The 20510-nt window shown below is 49.9% G+C and carries 20 protein-coding genes; all 20 read right to left on the reverse strand.

Annotation, left to right across the window (positions count from 1 at the left end):
* Positions 1-558 precede the first annotated feature (558 nt).
* Positions 559-1530, reverse strand: a complete 972-nt coding sequence (locus FIM25_RS11085) for an energy-coupling factor ABC transporter permease (RefSeq protein WP_218961394.1) — start codon at positions 1528-1530, stop codon at positions 559-561.
* A 56-nt stretch (positions 1531-1586) separates the two neighbouring features.
* The gene (gene hypB, locus FIM25_RS11090) at positions 1587-2261 is read right to left on the reverse strand and encodes a hydrogenase nickel incorporation protein HypB (RefSeq protein ID WP_139449272.1); all 675 of its coding nucleotides are present in this window, start codon (positions 2259-2261) and stop codon (positions 1587-1589) included.
* On the reverse strand, positions 2258-2608 hold the full coding sequence (locus tag FIM25_RS11095; protein ID WP_139449275.1) for a hydrogenase maturation nickel metallochaperone HypA/HybF: 351 nt from the start codon (positions 2606-2608) through the stop codon (positions 2258-2260). Before FIM25_RS11095 ends, hypB begins: the two co-directional genes overlap by 4 nt.
* Positions 2609-2626: 18 nt before the next feature.
* Entirely contained in the window at positions 2627-3709 is a 1083-nt protein-coding gene (locus FIM25_RS11100; protein WP_139449277.1) for a 4Fe-4S binding protein, read from the reverse strand.
* A complete protein-coding gene (locus tag FIM25_RS11105) occupies positions 3706-4383 on the reverse strand; it encodes a TetR/AcrR family transcriptional regulator (protein ID WP_139449279.1) in 678 nt (225 codons plus the stop codon). The genes FIM25_RS11100 and FIM25_RS11105 overlap by 4 nt, the downstream gene beginning before the upstream one ends.
* A gap of 266 nt (positions 4384-4649) precedes the next feature.
* Complete coding sequence (locus tag FIM25_RS11110; RefSeq protein WP_139449281.1) at positions 4650-6035, reverse strand: Fic family protein; 1386 nt, start codon at positions 6033-6035, stop codon at positions 4650-4652.
* Between the two features lie 147 nt (positions 6036-6182).
* Positions 6183-6959 carry an SAM-dependent methyltransferase gene (locus tag FIM25_RS11115; protein ID WP_246052164.1) on the reverse strand — a complete coding sequence of 259 codons (777 nt, stop codon included), beginning with the start codon at positions 6957-6959 and terminating at the stop codon, positions 6183-6185.
* Between the two features lie 42 nt (positions 6960-7001).
* Positions 7002-7412, reverse strand: a complete 411-nt coding sequence (locus tag FIM25_RS11120; protein WP_139449283.1) for a type II toxin-antitoxin system VapC family toxin — start codon at positions 7410-7412, stop codon at positions 7002-7004.
* Positions 7409-7651, reverse strand: a complete 243-nt coding sequence (locus tag FIM25_RS11125) for a ribbon-helix-helix domain-containing protein (protein WP_139449285.1) — start codon at positions 7649-7651, stop codon at positions 7409-7411. Before FIM25_RS11125 ends, FIM25_RS11120 begins: the two co-directional genes overlap by 4 nt.
* A 91-nt stretch (positions 7652-7742) precedes the next feature.
* Positions 7743-10979: a type I restriction endonuclease subunit R gene (locus FIM25_RS11130; RefSeq protein WP_139449287.1), complete on the reverse strand. Its 3237-nt coding sequence runs from the start codon at positions 10977-10979 to the stop codon at positions 7743-7745.
* A complete protein-coding gene (locus FIM25_RS11135) occupies positions 10979-12022 on the reverse strand; it encodes a virulence RhuM family protein (RefSeq protein ID WP_139449289.1) in 1044 nt (347 codons plus the stop codon). The genes FIM25_RS11130 and FIM25_RS11135 overlap by 1 nt, the downstream gene beginning before the upstream one ends.
* Positions 12019-13494, reverse strand: a complete 1476-nt coding sequence (locus tag FIM25_RS11140; protein WP_139449291.1) for a restriction endonuclease subunit S — start codon at positions 13492-13494, stop codon at positions 12019-12021. Before FIM25_RS11140 ends, FIM25_RS11135 begins: the two co-directional genes overlap by 4 nt.
* A complete protein-coding gene (locus tag FIM25_RS17095; RefSeq protein ID WP_179953315.1) occupies positions 13491-13640 on the reverse strand; it encodes a hypothetical protein in 150 nt (49 codons plus the stop codon). Before FIM25_RS17095 ends, FIM25_RS11140 begins: the two co-directional genes overlap by 4 nt.
* On the reverse strand, positions 13637-15178 hold the full coding sequence (locus FIM25_RS11145) for a type I restriction-modification system subunit M (protein ID WP_139449293.1): 1542 nt from the start codon (positions 15176-15178) through the stop codon (positions 13637-13639). Before FIM25_RS11145 ends, FIM25_RS17095 begins: the two co-directional genes overlap by 4 nt.
* A 130-nt stretch (positions 15179-15308) precedes the next feature.
* Positions 15309-15671, reverse strand: a complete 363-nt coding sequence (locus FIM25_RS11150; RefSeq protein ID WP_179953316.1) for a hypothetical protein — start codon at positions 15669-15671, stop codon at positions 15309-15311.
* A gap of 73 nt (positions 15672-15744) precedes the next feature.
* The gene (locus FIM25_RS11155) at positions 15745-16911 is read right to left on the reverse strand and encodes a hypothetical protein (RefSeq protein WP_139449297.1); all 1167 of its coding nucleotides are present in this window, start codon (positions 16909-16911) and stop codon (positions 15745-15747) included.
* Between the two features lie 260 nt (positions 16912-17171).
* Positions 17172-18251 (reverse strand): PDDEXK nuclease domain-containing protein, encoded by a 1080-nt coding sequence (locus FIM25_RS11160; RefSeq protein ID WP_139449299.1) that lies wholly within the window; start codon positions 18249-18251, stop codon positions 17172-17174.
* 87 nt (positions 18252-18338) lie between these two features.
* Positions 18339-18548, reverse strand: coding sequence for an AAA family ATPase (locus FIM25_RS11165; RefSeq protein ID WP_139449301.1), 210 nt, complete (start codon positions 18546-18548; stop codon positions 18339-18341).
* Between the two features lie 460 nt (positions 18549-19008).
* Positions 19009-19383, reverse strand: a complete 375-nt coding sequence (gene queD, locus FIM25_RS11170; protein WP_139449303.1) for a 6-carboxytetrahydropterin synthase QueD — start codon at positions 19381-19383, stop codon at positions 19009-19011.
* Position 19384: 1 nt separating this feature from the next.
* Entirely contained in the window at positions 19385-20482 is a 1098-nt protein-coding gene (gene dnaJ / locus FIM25_RS11175; protein ID WP_139449305.1) for a molecular chaperone DnaJ, read from the reverse strand.
* Between the last annotated feature and the right edge of the window lie 28 nt (positions 20483-20510).

Below are 20510 nucleotides of genomic sequence, written 5' to 3' on the forward strand. Positions count from 1 at the left end.
GTAATAAACTCGCCAGAGCTTCTTACTATATCATGAGAGATCAGGTCCCCTATGATGCAAATAAGCTTTTTAACACACAAGATGAGGATGGTTTCAGAACTCCCCGATGATGAAGGTTTATCGACCCAAAGCTCCCGGAAGATGAATCTGGGATAATTTGGGTCCCCATTCATCTTCCGGGAGCTTTGGAGGACCCAGCCTCCAGAGACATACTGAATAAATATCGTTTTGGGAACAGCAGTTAGCCGGTAAAGGGGTTGATTCAAACTCACTGGGTCTGATTGGGGGCTGTTGTTCCCTTTAAATAACAGACTGGCTGCATTTGCAAAAGTTTGATTCGCCTGTGTCGTGAACCTATTTTGGGGCTGGTTATAAAAACCATATGGTCTGATAAAAACAACTGGACACGATACGGAACTGAAGATTTTCTGGTCCGCCTTCTGGCGGAGGGGGCTGCCGGTTCTGTACAACAGAACACAGCAAGCCTGGATCCCGATGGGTGACTGGTGCGGATCATTATTCCGCCATCCCAATAAAATTGAAATTTCAGATGCGAATTCAGACAGGCCACCTGCACCATTCTGAGTTAACCGTAATCAAGCAAAAAAAGAGGTGACGCTTGAACAGGAGAGGTGTTTTTTTACTTGACAGGTCCTTTAAATGGGCGACCCCTTTTTGGCCCATGGATCGGGCGAGGGCTGCGGCCAGTATCTGGCAGATGAGAATGCCCGCAAGCCCCGCAGCCATGCCGGAAAGGGCTTCAGGAAGCAGGGGGAAGGGAAGGGTATAGTCTGGCATGGGGGCGGTAAAGAGGGAAATGCCTTCGGGAAGGTGGAAGTTTTCCGCCACAAACTCAAGCCCGTCGGGATAGCCTGAGGCAAAGGGAGTCAGAAACAGTGCCGCCGCCATGGGAAGGAGGAGTTTCGGCATCCGCTTTGCCAGGGCCACCATGGTCAGGGTGAGGACGGCTTCACCCACACCGATGAGGGCATGCACCTTGACCATGGGCCAGAGAACGCCGGAAAGGGAGGCCTCGGAACCTGAGGCCAGAAAAAAGGAGCAGAGGCAGGCGGCGACAACCACGGAGCACCAGGCGGCAAAGGCCGTGGCAAGGTTCCGGAGAAGGGGATTTTCGGATTTCTGGATGAGAACATGCCTCAGAAGTCCGCCAAAGCCTGCGCCTGCACCGGACATGAGCAGAATATTGGCTCCGAGAACCGTGAGCCCGCCGTCTCCGAAGAAGACGGCCTGCACGAAGAGGACGAGGGACAGGGAGAGAACTCCCAGGGGAACACCCAGCAGCGTTGCGGCCAGTACACCGCCAATGAGATGCCCGGATGTGGCGGCACTGACGGGGTAGTTCAGCATCTGTAAGACAAAAATAAGGGCGGTTACGGCCGCAAAGCTTACGGGTCTCGTCTCTTCCTTTCCTTTTACGGCGGTGAAGACGGCGGCTCCTGCGAGGCCTGCTGCCAGAGCAGCGGTGACAGGACAGATGGCTCCTGTGATCATGGCGTCGGGTATGTGCATGTGGGTTCTCCTTCGATGATGAGGATGGATGTAAAAACGGGAATCCAAAGAAGATTTCAGATTGTTTTCTGCTGAAATTCCAAAACTTTTTCCGCAAGAGCCTCTGCCCAGACATCCAGACCTTCCCCTGTCCTGCAGGAGACGGGAAAGATGGCTGCCTTCGCGTTAACCCGGCGGACCGCGCTGGTGAAGCGTTCCAGACTGAAATCCGTTAAGGCCTGCATGTCCGTCTTGTTCACGAGAATGATGTCGCATACGGAAAACATCAGCGGGTACTTGAGGGGTTTGTCGTCTCCTTCGGGCAGGCTGATCACCATCATGTTCAGGTGGGCACCCGTATCAAATTCCGCAGGGCAGACGAGATTGCCCACATTTTCCAGAATGACCAGATCATAATTGCCGCCAAGGGTGCGGAGTCCGTCCTCCACCATGGTGGCGTCCAGATGGCAGAATCCGCCGGTTTTCATCTGAATGGCGGGAATACCGGCTTCCAGCACCTTTTCCGCATCCACGGTAGAATCGATGTCCGCCTCCAGCACACCGATCCTGATCCGGTCTTTCAGGCGTGTGGCCGTGGCGATCACGGTGCTGGTCTTTCCCGCACCGGGCCCTGCCATGAGGTTCAGGAGAAAGGTTTTACTGGCCGTAAGCCGTGCCCTCAGATCTGCCGCCACCTTGTCGTTGTCGTCCAGAATGTTTTCCTTAACCTCGATGAGACGTACTTCTGTCATATACCCTCCATACTTTTAATCACATATCCCCGTCCGCTCACCAGAGTGCCGCCTGTGTTCAGGCACTCCGGGCAGACACTGGGGCTGTCGCCAGAAAGCTCTGGTTCAAATGTTGTGCCGCAGGCCGAACAGGCCAGAACAACGGGCTTCCATTCCACGGAGAGAAAGGCACCTTCCGCGATGCTTCCTTTGGAAATCTGATCAAAGTAGCGGCGCATCCACTTTTCTTCGAGATCGGAAAGCCGCCCGACTTCGAGATCAATTTTGAGAATCCGCTGTATCCGGTTCATGCGGGCATGTTTTTCCGCCACAGCCAGAATCCGGTTCATTACGGGAAGCTCGTGCATGGTTCTCCCCTTTTTGGCTCAGGCAAACCGGCTGTAGTCCACGCCCCGCATGGCGGCGCGCTGACGGTACCAGTCCGCTTCGTTTTCAGGCGGTTCCACGATGGCGGACTCGGGCCTGCGCTTAAGGGTGATGGATCTGGACGGGCAGGTGGAAACGCAGAGTCCGCAGCCGATGCAGAGATCCGGGTTCACATGATACGCATCTTCTGTTTTGGCGATGGCAGCGACGGGGCAGCGTTTTTTCTGGCAGATCCCGCAGTCGATACAGCTTTCCGCATCAATAAGGGCAAAAAAGTTCGTGCTGACCGCATTCCGGATGCCGTGTTCCGTAATGGAGCGCAGCACACCGCAGCAGCAGCTGCAACAGTTGCAGATGTAGTAATGCCCCTTGGCGAAGTTGTTGGTCATGTGAACCAGCCCCGCCTTTTCGGATTTTTTGAGGATGGCGTAGGCTTCCTCCTTGTCGATGGGGCGCAGCTCCATGGGTTGGTTCTCGAAGAAACCCGGAACCGGTGCAATGGAGAGACAGACCTCGACGGGTTTGGTGCAGGGGGCATCCAGCAGTTCGTGTTCCTTTTTGCAGATACAGTCCGCGACGGCAAAGCTCTGCCCCGCCTCGATGATGGCCGATACCTGCTCATAGGGCATGGACATCTGATCCGAGGGGATTTCCTCCTCAATGGGGACAATTTTCATGAGGGGAGGCTGGGTTTCAAAAAACTGCCGTCCGTAGGCAACCTCATAGTCCTTGCAGAGCTGGGCGAATTCCCGGGTCATGCGTTTTCTCTGGAACTCAAAAATACCGAAAACCCAGGGAGCCATGCGGAAGATCCGGAACCCATGGTAATCAATGCCAAAAATCTGGCCCTTGTCCCACATGGTAAAGAGCATTTTTTCCAGGCCCTCCAAGGGGCGGCCCGTGCGTTTGGCGATCTGATCCGCAGACTCAAAGGTGAGCCTGAGATCGCAGAAGAGTTCCGCCTCTTCCGGTGTAAAGATCCATTCGAGGATCCGCAGTTCCACACCGCTTTCCGTTGCGGGGAATCCGTTGGGCAGGGTATCGAGTACCTCCTGCAGTTTGTGATACATGGGATGGGTCATGGGTTTTCCTTTCCCGATTCTTTTGTTCCGGCAGCCGTTTTGTACGGCAGCCCCTCTCCATCGGGACGGGTTCCCCGGTAAAAGGTCGTGAGAATCGAGCGTTTCATGTGGGTTATGGCCTGAAGATCCAGACCGGTGGTTTCCATGTGATTGCCGATGAAGAGGGTTGAAAATCCATGCACCATGGACCAGGCCCCACGGGTGATGGCGGCGGGATCTTCCCCCACCAGAACCCCCTTATCGTAGCAATCTGAAACAAGAGCTTGAAATTCTTTGAAGTAATGTGAAGATTCCGGTCTCAGATCCTCGGACAGCGTCATGTCCTTTTCCGGAGGCGCAAACATAACCCGGAAATGGGCCGGATGGGCGATGGCAAAATCCATATAGGCCATCCCCCAGGCCCCGAAGCGGGAAAGGGGCTCCCCATCCGTTTCACTCAGGCGTTTTCGGGTCCAGTCCATGAGAAGGTCGAAGCCCTGCCGGGCCACTGCGGCCAGCAGATCTTTCTTGTCCTGAAAATGACGGTAGGGGGCCGCATGGCTGACCCCGACACGGGAAGCGATCTTGCGCAGGGTAACGCCGTAGGCACCGCCGTTTTCCTGAATCATTTCCAGGGCGGCAGCCACAAGCTCTTCCCGCAGGTTGCCATGGTGATACGCTGTCTGTTCTGTCATCCCTGCCTCCTCTTGGTCTCCTCTTGCATTGGGCGGACTATAGGGCAGGAATGTTTCCAGTGTCAACAATAAACTGATTTTCAGATGTAATAGCTTGTTTTTTTATGTATTTTTAAGTTTTTTGCTCAGAGGCTGCAAGATGTCCGGTAGGGGAGAGGCTGGTTTTCGGGGATGGCGATCAGGACAGGAAAGCCCCCATCCGGTACGCTGGCGGAAGGGGGCTTTTGAGGGCGGTGTTGAAGTGCTTTTGTAAAAGCTCAAGCGGATCAGATATGATCCCCTCCCTTGCCCAGCAGGGCCTTGCCTTTTGCGGTGAGGCGGTATTTTTGAGTCGGGCTTTTGGGGGAAGAGGGCTGCGTCATTTCTATAAATCCGGATTCAAGAGCAGGTTGCAAATAATTCTGTATAAAATTTCTACGACCTTTTAACTCAAGGGAGGTCATTATTTCTGCTACAGACATTTCCCTTTCCAGTTTCAGCACTAAAACCTTTACTTGTTCCTTTACTTGTTCCTTTACTTGTTCCTTTACTTGTTCCCCTGTTTTGCCGACTATTTTTGGCAAATCGTCTTCTTTTGGCAAGGGTTGAGCATAAGGGAAAACCACTCGCATGAAATTCCGGCTGATCTGAAAGCATTCCTGGCCATAAGCTTCTAAAATACGGGGGATTCCTGAGCCAAGATGTTCGACAATTTCAAGATCCCGGAATATCCGCATAATTTCTTTATTGCGGGGGGCTGTATGGCCTGCAAAGAAATCTTCCATTTCAAGGCCATAGGGTAATCCCCCGGCAGAGGTGATTTCCAGTCTGTCAGAAAAAAATTCAAATTTGGGGATACTGCCATTGGAGTAGTCATTATGAACAATGGCATTGACGACCGCTTCCCGCAGGGCAATGGGGTGGATCATCGGGCGTTCTTCCCGCAAAGGAACACCAATTCTGGTATAAATGGTATTTTCGACATTCATTCTGTCCATGACATTTTTGTAGGCTCTAATCAGAGAACAGCGGCCAAAATCAATATTTTCTACAAGATCAACCCGTGTCGTGTCCGCATATTTTGCTACCTGAACAGAAACCCCGTTTTCATCTGCTAAAAGATACGCGGCATAATTTGGCTTTCCTTCGGGAGTCAGCAGTTCCAGATTTTTCATGAAAGAGGCATTCAGGTGCAAGTCCCTTGTTTCATAGTAAATTTTAAGCTGTTCAAAGGTCAGGTTGTGGCGGGTTGATTCCATTTTCCCAATGGTATTGCGGATTCTTCTGCTGTAGAGAGAATCTATCATATCCTGGGACATGGGTTCGCTTGAACTGCCTATCCGTATAAAACAGCCTTTTTCCGTCATGCCGTATTTGCGTAAATAATAGGGCTTTTCCATGCCACCGGCAACGATGATCCGAATAAGCTTTTTGTCTTCCTTTGTTTCCAGAATCACATCAAAAAGCCCCATGGCGGAGGGCTGGATATTGTTTTTGATCCTGTCTTTGATAATCAGCTGAACCTGATCGCTTTTATCTACGCCAACAGCCGTTCCCTTATCATCTATGCCGATAAAAATTACGCCACCGTCACGATAATTCAGAAAGGCGACAACTTCTTTTTCTAATGAATCCGTCAGCTCTTTTTTGTATTCAATGCGGTTTGATTCCATGAAGAGCCTCCCAATGCCTGCATCAGCTTCCGGCAGGATGGCGTTTTTCAGGTTTTTTTGGTGAAGTTGCCTTTCAGGTCGAGGAAATCGAGAAGGTAGTACTCAGGTGGGGCACCCGTATCAAATTCCCCATGGCTGCTCCTCTGTTCACCGGGGCATCAGGGCAAACACCCCCCAGCCCAGATATTCACGGGTGTAGGTGGAATAGCGTTCGGGTTCCGAGGTCAGTCTGGCGCGAACTTCTTCAGCCAGCGCGTTTTCGGGGCTGGCGTCAAGCCACCTGCGCATGGTGAGCCATTTGGCGGCCTCGTATCTGTCCCATCCGTCCTGATCCGCCAGAACCATTTCAACCACATCGCAGCCCAGATGCCCGAAAGATGCGAGGAGTTCCGGAAGCATGAGAAAGTCGGATATCCCGCTGGCAAGGCAGCCCCTGGCAACTTCTTCCGTCGGCGGTAACTGCCGCCAGTAAGGCTCGCCGATGAGGATGATCCCCCCGGTGTGCAGGCTGCGTCTTAAAAGCGCGATTGTGCCGGAAACACCGCCACCAATCCAGGTTGCACCGACGCAGGCTGCCACATGAACCTTTTCGGCAGCGACATAGCCTGCGGCATCATCATGGATAAATGTGACCTTATCGTTGACACCGAGTTCTTCAGCACGCTGCCTGGCCTGTTCAGTGAATAAGCGGCTCATGTCGATGCCGGTGCCGATGACTCCGTAATCGCGTGCCCAGGTACACAGCATCTCGCCGGAACCGCTGCCGAGGTCGAGTATCCGGGTTCCCGGTTCCAGACGCAGGGCTGCACCAAGGGTGGCGAGCTTTTCGGGCGTGAAAGGGTTATGGATGCGGTGGGCACTTTCGGTAATGGTGAAGATCCGTGGAATATCCAATGTGGGAAATCTCCTTACAAAAAGGTTCATTTCCTGCCATGTCCTAAAAGTTCTGTAATATTTCGGATTTATTCAGGAAAGTAAAATTTCAAACTTTTTTATTCCTTCAATCCTGTAAACCGTAAAATCCCGGTCAATGGTTGCAATGGTATTGATGCCGAGTTGTTCAGCAGTATAGACAAGGCATGAATCCGCAAAATCCATTGGTAAATCCCGATATTTTTCTGTCAGCTCTTTCAGCCGGTGAAAATCCTTATTCTGGATGTCATGAATCTGAACGCCTCCGCTGCCAATCCACTCCAAAAAATCGATTTGGGCATTTCTGTTGAAATCCAGTAAATGAAGTGTCTCGGTTATGGAGGCTATGGTTGTAACAAGGGGATATTTATTTTTCTTTATAAAATCAATGGATTCTTGATGGTATCTGTCCGATGAATCGAATAAGGCAATTAAAGGGCCGGAGTCTATCAGAATTTTTTTCATGTTCTTTTAGCCCGGATCTTTTCTTTTAATATGGTTTTCCGATCAACGGATAAATTTTTCAGGCCGCTTGCGTATCTGCCAAAATAATCCTTGCCCAGCTCCCAGGCATTGGGGCTTTCAAGCTTTCCGAGATATTCAATGATGCTTTTACGAATCAGATCGGATTTTGTCAGGCCAAGATTTTTGGCAGCGGTACAGATCTCTTTTTCTAAATCCGGGTCCAGTCTTAATGTGATCATAGTGTCACCTCCGTATGACAAGTCGTAATACGGGTGGGCTGGTGTGTCAAGCTTCTCCGGGGTATGACACTCAGCACAGGGGCGCGGCTTTTTACGCCCCCTGAGTTTGTGCCAGCTCATTGGCCAGCATCTCCGCCTGTCTCAGCACCGTTTCCGTGGCAAGCTTCTGCATGTCGGGCGGATACCCGAACTGGCGTAAGGTTCTTTTTACAATGACTTTAAGTTTTGCCTTTACGCTCTCTTTAATGGTCCAGTCTATGGAGGCATTGGCCTTTACCTTTTCAAAGAGGACAACGGCAAGCTCCCTCAACTGATCCTTCTGCATCAGCTCTTTTGCACTGTCGTTGTTGGCAACGGCGGTATAAAAGGCGTACTCATAATCGCTCATGCCCATATTTTCGGCCTCCTGATCGGACTTGACGATTTCCTTGCCGACCCGGATCAGCTCGTCCATCACCTCTGCTGCCGTGAGTACCTTGGCCTGATAACGCCGGATGGCGTTCTCCAGCATTTCCATGAGCGTCCGGCTTTGTACCAGATTCTTTTTGGCCCGTGCCTTTATCTCATCATTGAGCAGTTTTTTCAGCACTTCCAGCGCAATATTTTTGTGTTCCCTGTTTTTAAGCTCCTGTAGAAATTCTTCGGAAAGAATGGAAATATCGGGTTTTTTGATTCCGGCGGCATCAAATACGTCAATGACCTGTTCCGAGACAAGAGCCTTATCGATCACCTGCCGGATGGTGGATTCCATCTCCTCGTTGCTCCGTCCTGAACCCCTGCTGTCGAACTTGGCAAGCCGCGCCTTCACCGCCTGAAAAAAGGAAATTTCATCGCTCACATCCATGGCCTGCTCGTGCGGAATGGCGATGGCAAAGGCCTGAGACAGGGCTGTGACCTGATCGATGTAGCGTTTTTTGCCATCCTCCAGCCCCAGAATATGTTCTTCGGCGGCCAGAATCATGGAGAGCTTGCCGGAAGTATCAGCCCCGAAATACTCTTCATAGGCAAAGCCGTGATACATGGCGGCCACCACTTCCATCTTTTCCAACATCACTTGTACGGCCTGCTCCTGGGCCAGCATGGGATCACCCTTGCCACCGGCATCGGCATAAAAGGACAGGGCCTGTTTAAGATCCGAGGCAATGCCCAGATAATCCACCACCAGCCCCGCAGGCTTGTCGCCGTACACCCGGTTGACCCGTGCTATGGCCTGCATCAGGTTGTGGCCCTTCATGGGCTTGTCGATGTAGAGGGTGTGCATGCAGGGCGCATCAAAACCGGTGAGCCACATATCCCGCACAATGACCAGCTTCAGGGTGTCATGGGGGTCTTTCATGCGCTCGGCAAGGATTCGGCGCTGCTCTTTGGTGGTGTGATGGCCGGAGAGCTTCGGCCCGTCCGAAGAAGAAGCCGTCATCACAACCTTGATCGACCCCCCGGTAAGATCGGAGGAATGCCACTCTGGCCTCAGCTTGACAATCTCTTCATAGAGATCCGCCGCAATACGCCGGGACATGGCCACAATCATGGCCTTGCCCAGAAACACTTCCTGACGTTTTTCAAAATGCGCCACAATGTCCTGAGCCACATTCCGGATGCGCTGCTCTGAGCCGATCAGGGCTTCCATCTTCGTCCATTTGGCCTTGGCTTTCTGGGTTTCCGTCAGCTCGTCCTGCTCCAGTTCATCATCCAGCTCAGCAATGAGTTCCCTGCCTTCCTCGCTTAAGGATACCCGCGCCAGACGGCTTTCGTAATAAATCTTTATGGTGGCTCCGTCTTCCACCGCCTGAGCAATGTCATAGACATCCACATAATTGCCGAACACCGCAGGGGTGTTGACATCGGTCTTTTCGATGGGGGTTCCGGTAAATCCAAGGTAGGTGGCATTGGGCAGGGCATCCCTCAGATACTTGGCAAAGCCGTACACAATCTTTTTGCCGATGATGTTACCCTCCGCATCCTTCTCATCCACGGTTTTGGCCTTGAAACCGTACTGGGTGCGGTGGGCCTCGTCTGCCACCACCACCACATTGCAACGACTGCTCAACTCCTCGTAGATATTGCCTTCTTCCGGCTGGAATTTTTGAATGGTGGTGAAGATCACCCCGCCGGATGCCACCTTCAGGAGCCGTTTCAGCTCTTTGCGATCATCCACCTGCACCGGCTCCTGCCGCAGCACCTGAGTGCATGAGGCAAAGGTTTGGAAAAGCTGATCATCCAGATCGTTGCGGTCTGTGATGATGAGGATGGTGGGGTTATCCAGCGCCAGCACGATCTTGCCGGTGTAGAACACCATGGAGAGGGACTTGCCACTGCCCTGGGTATGCCAGACCACCCCGGCCTTGCGATCCCCGGGCGGCTGGTTGCCGACACTGGCCAGCCCGAAATTCTCCGGTGCTTCCGCCACTGCCTCTGGGATTTCACTGGAAGCCCGCAGGGTGGAAGCCACCGCCGCATTCACGGCATAATACTGATGATAGGCCGCCAGCTTTTTCACCGTAGAAATACTGATAATACCCGTTTCCGGGTCTTCCTTTCCGGATTTTTCAAACACGATGAAATGGCGGAGCAGATCCAGCAGGGTTTCTTGGTTCAGCATCCCTTTGATCAGGGTTTCCAGCTGGCTGATCAGGGCCGGTGCCTCCGTCCTGCCGTCTGCTGTTTTCCAGGCCATGAACCGGGAAAAATCCGCCGACAGGGAACCCACCCTTGCCTCCAGCCCGTCGGAGATCACCAGCATCCCGTTGTAGGTGAAGAGGGCGGGAATGGTCTCCCTGTAGGTCTGAAACTGCCTGTAGGCGGACTGGAGGGTGGCCTTTTCATCGGCGGCGTTTTTGAGTTCAATGACCACCAGCGGCAGGCCGTTGACAAAGAGAATCACATCCGGCCGCCTGCTCTGGTGCCCCTGATTGCTGTGGTGGCCAACCACGGTGAACTGATTGAGAACGAGAAACTCGTTGTTCCGGGGGCTGGTAAAATCCACCAGCCACACCAGATCCCCACGCTCGTTTCCCCTGTCCTGATAGCTGACCTTGATGCCCTCGGTCAGCATACGGTGAAAGGCTTCGTTGTTGGCAATGGGTTCCGCTGCGTTGAGGCGCTGAATCCCTTTGATGGCTTCTTCCCGCACATCCGAAGGGAGGGCAGGGTTGATGCGGGCCACGGCCCTGCGAAGCCGTTCCAGCAGCAGCACATCCTCAAAACTCTCCCGCTCCGGGGTTTCGCTGTCAGGTGCTATGTCCGGGCCATGGAGGCAGTGATACCCGAGTTTTTCAAAAAGCCCCATGGCGAAGGTTTCGATTTCGGATTCGCTGATTTTAGAAGTCATTATTTTTTTCCGTCTTTATCTTTAGCGATCAGCTTTTTCACTTCCATGTCAAAGTCAGAGATGTACTCTCTGTCCTGTATGACCCGGAATTTATCGTATTCTGCCTCGGCTTTGATTTTGGCCTCTAAGGCGGAAACTTTTCCTTTATCCGTGAGAATCGGATAATCCGATAAGGTCAGGAACCTGTCCAAAAACTGAACCCAGTCTTTCATATTGGTTACAATACCACGGCGCGCCCTATTTTCGGCCAGATCGAGGTAGGCGGACACGATCCTTTGCAGTTCTTTAAGATGTTCTTCATTGAGGTAGTTTTTGGCAATGATCACATCGGATTTCAGGATTTTCCCGGCAGGGGCATTCTTCCAGCTTTTTAAACCCATAAAGATTTTCTGGGCATCGGCTTCGGTATAGATGATCTCTGCGGCGGTTTTACCCTGTATAGCCCAGTGCATTTTGTTTTGTACCATAGAGAAGAACGTTCTGGTGGTTTCATCGTTTCTGTCGTAATCAGCGGACAAGGCATAAATATCCGTGATTTTCTGATAGAGCCGCCGCTCACTCAGGCGGATTTCATGAATGCGCTCCAGCAGCTCATCAAAGTAATCCTGCCCAAAATGCCTGATCTGCTTTAGGCGTTCGTCATCCATGGCAAAACCCTTGATGATGTATTCATGCAGGATTTCTGTTGCCCATTTCCTGAATTCTGTGGCCCGATGGGAATTGACCCTATAGCCAACGGCAGTTATGGCTCGAAGGTTGTAGTACAGCACATCTTTTTGCTGGGTTTTGCCTTCGATGGCACCGTGTTGGGTGGTGTGTCGGAATTTCCGACATACCAGTTGTTCCTGGAGTTCGCCATCCGCAAAAATATTTTTCAGGTGTTCGGTAATGGTTGAACGACCTTTTCCGAATAATTCGGCAATCAGTTTTTGGGTAAGCCAGAGTGTATCGTCTTGGAAATAAACATCGATATTGACTTTGCCATCTGCCGTTTTAAAGATGACAAAGCTCTGAACTTTTTCGGGGAGAATGTTGTTACTCATATTTCCACCCGCACTTCGCCACTCATGAGCTTGGGTAGGAGGGTGTCGCGGAGTTTTTCAAGTGTTTGGATTTGTACACAATTTGTTTTTATCTTTGTGAAAGAGGGAGAAATTAACTTATTGAATTCAAAATTTGACTTATTGTCTGGTATGTTTACAGCTAATTCTCGGAATGCTGACTTGCTTATTTCTTGAAAAGTGGAACCATTTGCATGGGATTTTACAAAATCCATATTCGTTTTTAACCATAGATAAACATACTCACGTGAAAAACCTTTATCACATATAATTCCAGCATAACCTTGATTGATAGCTACGGGTATTTCTGCAAAAGCCAATGCCCCAACTGGTGCACGAGAAGACATTAGTAAACTACCAGAAGGAAGCAAGCCTGATCCTATTTGTTCAAGCCCTTCCTTTGTTATTTTTCTTTCGGTATCAAAAAGGAATAAGCCTTTTAAAGTCGTTATATCTCGGGGTGATGTCCAGTGATATTCCCCGTTCCAATATTCAGGTTTGCTTGTTTTTGGTGTTGTTCCGCTTACAACAGTAACAATATCTCCCATCTTTCCCTCCTCCCAATCCTCCTGCGCCTCTTCCACAAACCACTGCCGGAAGAGGGTTTCCGCCATGGCTTCGAGGGTTTTGTTCTGGCGGTGGAGCAGGTCGATTTTGTCGTCGAGGCAGGTCAGCACCGAGGCGATGGCTTTTTGTTCATCAATTGATGGATACGGTATTATTATTTTTCTAATATTGGCCATGCTTATTGTTGGTTGTGTTGAACCTCCTACAAGACCTTCTATTTGATTTCGAGCATCAGTACCTATTAAAAAATAAAAAATAAAAAAAGGATCAATTTTATTAGGAAGAAGCAGGGTAGTGTTTTGGCCAATACAAAATCTCTCTTCTTTTTTTACAATAGCTGAAAGACCAAAAGAACCCACCCTTGTAAATATAATATCGCCAATCTTTGGTTTATAATCCTTGCTAAAAGCTTTAAAGACTTCTTCATCAACCAACAAACATTCACTTGTATCTAAGAATCCATTTTTTACATCTGTTACTCTGACCATAGGATAGCCTGACCCAGAATATTTGGGTGTTTTGTGCAAACAATCCAAAAGAGTACAGACATCTCCTAATTCCATTTCCTTCCAATCGCTCTCCCCCCTCCTAAAAATCACAACCCCCTTCGTATCAATGTGCTTTCTGAGGGCCTCATTGGTAATGGTCGGATAGGCAATAAAATCAAAGATGAAAGGCAGGTAGCTGTCTTCTTCGATATTGAATTTCATTTTTGCGGCAAGGGCAAAGGTTACCCCTTCCCCCTGAAGGGCAATGTCCACATCCGAGGCTTCCCGGAAGGTTCCCAGAGCGCGGGAGCCGAAGAGCAGTGCGGTTTCCACTTCCGGGTATCCGGCGATGAAATCAATGATTTCCTCAAGCTGTTTTTCACTGAGTCCGTATTTCATACTCTGTCCCTCAGATCTTCCCGGAGTCTGCGGGCCAGAGGAAAAAATTCTTCGGCAATGAAGGGCACGGTCTCCTGCAGGATTGTCTGGTGACAGGCATTTTCAAAATTCTGGAACCGCTGCTTCCACCTGATCTCGTTGTTCATACCTTCACCCTCTTTAAATTCTCCGCAATCAGGGCATTCAGCCTTGCCTCTTCCTGCAACTGGGCCTCAAATTCTTCCTTGAGCCGGGTGAAGCGTTCCTTGAAATCGAAATCGTCCTCCTCATCGGCAAGGCCCACATAGCGGCCCGGTGTGAGCACATAATCCAGCTCCCGTACCCTTTCGATGGAGGCTGAGTTGCAAAAACCCTTCACATCTTCATAGTCACCGTCCAGCTTGCGCCAGTTGTGATAGGTGCGGGTGATGGTGGAGATGTCTTCCGCTGAAAACTCCTTGGTGCGGCGGTTAATGAGGTGGCCGAGGTTGCGGGCATCGATGAAGAGGATTTCTCCGGAGCGGTTGCGGAATCTGCCGTTACTCTTATTGCGGCTGAGAAACCAGAGGCTGGCAGGGATCTGGGTGTTCAGAAAGAGCTTGGCGGGCAGGTTGACAATGCAGTCCACCAGACCGGCTTCGATCAGGGCTTTTCGGATGTCGCCCTCGCCGGAGCTTTTGGAGGTGAGGGAACCCTTGGCCAGTACGAAACCGGCCTGACCATTCGGGTTGAGGTGATAGAGAAAGTGCTGAATCCAGGCGTAGTTAGCATTGCCCGTGGGCGGCACCCCGTATTGCCAGCGGCCATCTGTGCGCAGCAGATCTCCGCTCCAGTCGCTGTCGTTGAAGGGCGGGTTGGCGATGACATAATCGGCCTTCAGGTCTTTGTGGGCATCATTGAGAAAGGAGCCTTCGTTGTTCCATTTCACCTGAGAGCTGTCCAGATGACGGATGGCAAGGTTCATTTTGGCCAGCCGCCATGTGGTCTGGTTGCTCTCCTGCCCGTAGATGGAGATGTCACTGACCTTGCCCTGATGTCCGGTAACGAATTTTTCCGACTGCACAAACATGCCGCCGGAGCCGCAGCAGGGGTCCAGCACACGGCCTTTGTAAGGCTCCAGCATTTCCACCAGCAGTTCGACCACACTGCGGGGGGTGTAGAACTGGCCGCCCTTTTTGCCTTCGGCCAGCGCAAATTCTCCGAGAAAATATTCGAACACATGGCCGAGCAGGTCAGCGCTGCGGGCCTTGGCACTGGTAAAGGCAATGTTGCCGATGAGATCAATGAGTCCGCCAAGGCTGGTGGGGTCGAGATTGCCCCGTGCGAACACCTTGGGCAGCACGTCCCGAAGCGAGGGGTTTTCCTTTTCTATGGCATCCATGGCGGCATCCACGGTTTTGCCGATGTCCGGCTGCTTTGCCTGAGTCAGGAGATAGGACCAGCGGGCTGTCTCCGGAACAAAGAAGACATTCTCCGCCTTGTACTCGTCCTTGTCTTCCGGGTCGGCCCCGGCATAGTCGCCTTCACCTTTTTGCAGCTTTTCGTACAGCTCATCAAAGGCATCGGAAATATACTTGAGGAAGATCAGCCCCAGAACAATGTGCTTGTATTCTGCCGCATCAATATTTTTACGCAGCTTATCCGCCGCCTTCCACATCTGTTTTTCTATGGGTTCTTCCTGTTTGGGTGCTGCTTTTTTTGCCATGGTCTTCCTTATTATGCGTAGAACTGGGTGGGGTTTTTTCTTGGATAATACCCGCCTTAGGGGCGAGCAGGTTGTTGCGTGTCCAGCGGCTGAAAATCACGATCTTTCAGGTGCCTGCCATACGAATGACTCATGTATTATCGCCTAACAAAAACAACGCCATTTTTTTAAAGGTCCTTTCGTCGGTATTGAAGGACACATCGAAACGAAAACCATTTTTGAGAACCAGCTTCAGCTGATTTCTGGTAATCTCGATGTGTCTGATTGATTCTCCACCATCGAAATCATTTCCATCACACCATTCGACAAGCTTCTCACTAGAAAATTCGTAATTTGCCGAAATAGCAACATATTTTATTGCTGGCGGTAAGAGTGTTCCTCGCTTGCTGTAATCAATATCAGGGTCTGGCTCTTCTTGAAAAGACACTTGTACAATGTCGCCTCCAAGTGCTTCAGAATAAATAACTTCTTTGGCATGGAACATAAGGTTCATTTCGTCACCATATAACGCTCGCCATAACCGGCGCTTTTGCTCGTCCTAGTTAATGCTACTGTTAGGCTATTTATTACCAATCCATGTTTGCAGCACGATCGTGAACCTCAATCAAATAATCAACGAAACTTTCCATATCCTTAGTTGAAACCATAGCATTGTTATAGGTAGAGTCAGATGCATAAGTAAGAATGCTTGAGAGTGAGCTTTTTATGTATATCACCTCTGGAAAGTTATTTGACTCCCAATAAAACTGCATGAATTCTTCGATGGCGCTTATTGCCTCATCTTCTTGAAACTCTGTTCCGTTCTGCATAGAGAACCTAGAACTTCCTTTCTGATGAGGCATAAGCAACGGCACGGCACCTGCTCCAGAGTGTATCTGAAAAGCCTCACCATTTTTTCCAAACGCCCCGTGAGCCATGTAATTTCTTATTTGCCTCTTTATTTCAACCAATCGGTCATAGTGTGGCTTTATTGAATTATCATGAATATCGAGACATTCTTTAAACTTTGACGCCCAATCCTTATCAGCGAAGTTCGCTACATCTTCACCAGTTATTAAACTTCCCTTCAAAATACCCGCATGAATAAAAACATGTTCAGTAAAGCTATAAAATGCATCAATTGCTGAAAGTGCTAGCCATTCCGCTTCCCTTGTTAGTTCGTAATACGGAATGCGCTCTCTCCAAGAGCTTTCAGAATGCTGCACCCTGATTCTTTCATCTTTTCTAGAAATTGCCTCTTCTGACTTTCTTTTTGCCTCCCTCGCAAGAAAATCATATCTCTCATGAAGCCTCAAGCTGTGATTTAGAACATTCAGAGCTGATTTCTTTGATGCCTCGTTTGCAACCCACTCAAAGTAAGGTTGAGCAACTTTAACTGCTTTTTGAATTTTTCTGACTATCTCTTGGCAATCAGATTCTTGATTTTCTTTATCTGAAGCGAATAGGCCCACGCCAAATTTTCTATGTTCCAGAAGATAGGCCGTTCCTTTGTAATCTATCGGAACGGACCAAGAAATTTTTTCAAATTGTCCCAGATTTTTGTAGCCAAGTAGATCCACGAAAAGGAAATACATTAAGTAGTAAGGTGGTAAATTTTTTCCTGCATCCGTTCGATTTACGGTAAATAAAAAGTGTTTTTCAGCTTTGGTGCCTTTGTCTACCGCCGAGGCAATAGGATTGAGAACCGCATGAACCCGCTCTCTCAAGCTATCAATCTCTTCTGGAAGCTTCATCGCGCTTCTCCTCGCCTAAAAAGTTACTGTCCTGATCCGTACAACCTCCACCGTTTTTTAAAATCCGATAATACAGAAGCACCTAAAAACAGCTTTTCCAGCCAGATAATCCGCCATGGATCAGGATAAGCCAAAAACCCCATGTCTTCGTTTTCAGCTCCCGTGAGAAAACCTCTTCCAGAAATTATGGCTCCTGCACACCCAAAAAAACGATTCTGCTTTCATAGGACACCCCGTCTTTCATGGCAAGTGCTTTTGCCCTATTCCTTTTCCTGTGATGCCTCAGGCCCTCTTTCATGCAGCAGATCCAGTCTTGCCCTGGCTTCGGTCATGGCTTTGTGGAGTTTGGCCTGAAGTACCTTTTTCGGTGGCAGTTTCAGCCAGTATTCACCGATATGAATGTTGTCCGGCTCCAGATCCATCAGTTCGACAACTTCGGTATCTTTTCCGCTGCACAGGATGATGGCGATGGGGGAGTGTTCGCCCTGTTGCTGTTCGTATTTGGCCAGCCATTTGAGGTACAGTTCCACCTGACCTTTATACTCAGGCCTGAAGTCGCCGAGTTTCAGCTCAATGAGCACCAGCCGCTTGAGTTTGCGGTGATAGAAGAGGAGGTCGAGGTAATAGTCGTTGCCGCCGATCTGAATGCGTTTCTGGCGGCCCATTAAGGCAAAGTCGCTGCCCAGTTCGAGAAGAAAGCGCTCCAGCTCCATCAGGATGGCGTTTTCAAGATCCTTTTCGGTGAAGTTGTCTTTCAGGTCGAGGAAATCGAGCAGGTAGGGATCTTTGAGAAAGAGTGCCGGGCTGGCATTTTCTGGTTTCTGTTGCAGCTGCGCCAGCTCCTGCTGAATAAGGGCTTCGGGCTGTTTAGAAATGGCCGTGCGTTCAAACAGCATGCCGTCCATGCGCTCTCTCAGGGTACGCACAGACCAGCGGCCATCGGTGGCCATCCGGATGTAAAAGGCCCGTTTGATGGCATCTTCAAACCTGATGATTTCGACAAAATGTGACCAGCTCAATTGTGCCGACACTGTCGTCACAATTTCGATATTGGGAAAATGCTGGTAGAATTTTGTCATCCGAAAGAGGTTACGCCGACCATAGCCTTGTCCATATTCCACCACCAGCTTTTCAGCCAACACATCCATTGTGGCTGCGCCATATTGTGCCCGGCCATCATTCATTACCTCTGTTGTAATCGTCTTGCCTATCTGCCAGTAGGTGAACACCAGCGCCTGATTCACCTGGGTAACGACATGGGATCTGGCGGATTCAATGAGATACCGGATATCCTTATAAAGCCTGTCAACCGGAACTACTGGCGGATCTGTTTGTGTCATACCTTCACCCTCTTTAAATTCTCCGCTATCAGGACATTCAGCCTTGCCTCTTGGCCCTCAAATTTTTACCTGAGTCGGGAGAGCAATTCAGCGGCACAGGTTTTTCCAATCCACTGCAAAAGCCTTAATGTATTTGCCAAGCCTGCCTTGTGCTGACATGGAAACCAGCTCGATAAATCGTAGCAAATTTGATTTACCTGTTCCATTAGGGCCAATAATGACATTGAGATCTCCTGGCAACCAACTGACACTCCGAAGGGAACGGAAACCTTCTATCTTCAATTGTTTGATTTTCATTCTATATATTTCCTTAAATTCTGATTTTTTCAGCAACTATTCAACACATTTTCTTATGCAAGATTGTGTATTAATTTCAAAGCATTGGTTCCAGCAAAAGACAATCGGGCTGTTTGTGAGTGACATTGCAATCGTTTCGGATTGCGTCACGAACAAATGGTCCGGTTGTCTATGCACCTGATTATAGGCATTCGATTTACCAAAGGAAAATAGTTATGAATCATTACATTTTTTATACCCTGTGGGGCAGCAGATCAGCCGCAAAAACGACCGTCCTTTAATCTTTCGCTGTGGGATTTCAAAAAATCCCATAGGCTAAACAGCATACCTCTGTAGAAAAACTTTTCAAACAGAAATACCCAAAATGAGAGATAAAAAAAGGTGCAAAAACCATCCGCCGATGATTCTGCACCTTTTTATATTTTCAGGAAGCCATGCCTCCTTAAATCTTCACAAAGCCTTATGGATAATAGGCCGCACTGGCTCTGGCGGATTCCCAGACCCTTACCCTGCGGACCCGGACGCCTCCGCCAAGGGGCAGAAGACGTTCACTGAGATTTTCTGCTATAAAACGGGCAATATTTTCTGAAGAAGCATTTTTCCCGGCAAAGGCAGGGTGTTCATTTAAAAAGCAGTGGTCAAGGGATGCAAGGATTTCCCTCAAATGTTTTTTAAGCAGTCCGAAATCCATGAGAACATGGGCCTCGTTCAGCTCTTCTCCTTCCACAGCGGCTTCCACATCAAAATTATGACCATGGAGATTTTCACATTTCTCCGTCACATTGTGGAGCTGATGCGCAGCAGCAAAATCCCCTGTTACCCGAAGTTCATACATATTAAAGGCCCTTGAAAAGGTTTTTCAGCTTGTTGGTGAATTTTTCCTCATCCAGCTTGGCAAATTCCCTAAGGAGCTTTTCCTGTTTTTTATTCACATGGGTGGGGGTTTTCACATGCACCTGAATAATCTGGTCTCCCCTTTGTCCGGTACGGAGGGAAGGAATCCCTTCTCCCTTGAGCCGGAAGGTATCTCCGTACTGAGTTCCCTTAGGTATTTCCAGCTCCTTTTCCCCTTCAAGGGTTTCCACACGAAGGGTATCCCCCAGTGCTGCCTGAACCATGGAAATATCCACAAAACAAAGAACATCACTGCCTTCCCTCTGGAAAAGCTTGTGGGGCTTCACATGGATGAAGACATAAAGATCCCCCTGGGGCCCGCCATTAGGTCCGGGTTCTCCTTCTCCCGTCAGCCTGAGGCGGGAGCCATTGTCCACCCCTGCGGGAATACGCACGGAAACCTTTTTCTTTGCAGGCATCCGACCCCGGCCATGGCATTTGGAACAGGGATTGCGGATGATTTTTCCGGCACCCTTACAATAGGGACAGGTGCTGCGCACTGTGAAAAAACCCTGGGTCTGGGCATACTGACCAGTTCCCCGGCAATGGGGGCAAACTTCCGGACCGGAGCCCGGCTCACAGCCGTCTCCACCGCAGGTTCCGCAGCTTTCCAGCTTTTCGAACTCAAGCTCCCTTTCGGAGCCAAAGGCCGCCTCACTGAATTCTATCTCCAGATCATAGCGGAGATCCGAACCCCTGCGGCTGCGCTGACCACCGCCCCTGCGTCCGCCAAAACCGAAAAAATCCTCAAAGATATCCCCAAAATTGGAAAAAATATCCTCAAAACCACCGGCTCCGGAAAAACCGGAATTTTCAAGGCCTCTGTGACCAAACTGGTCATAGACACTACGTTTTTCCGCATCGGAAAGCACCGCATAGGCTTCAGAAGCTTCCTTGAAACGATCTTCAGCCTTTTTATCCCCCGGATTTTTATCCGGATGATATTTCATTGCCAGTTTGCGGTAACTCTTTTTTATACTGTCCGCATCCGCATCCCGGCTGACGCCGAGAACCTCATAGTAATCCCGTTTTTCTGCCATAACCTACCCGTTTTTGCACCGGAAATTA

Source organism: Desulfobotulus mexicanus (genome assembly GCF_006175995.1).
GTDB classification, from domain to species: Bacteria; Desulfobacterota; Desulfobacteria; order Desulfobacterales; family ASO4-4; genus Desulfobotulus; species Desulfobotulus mexicanus.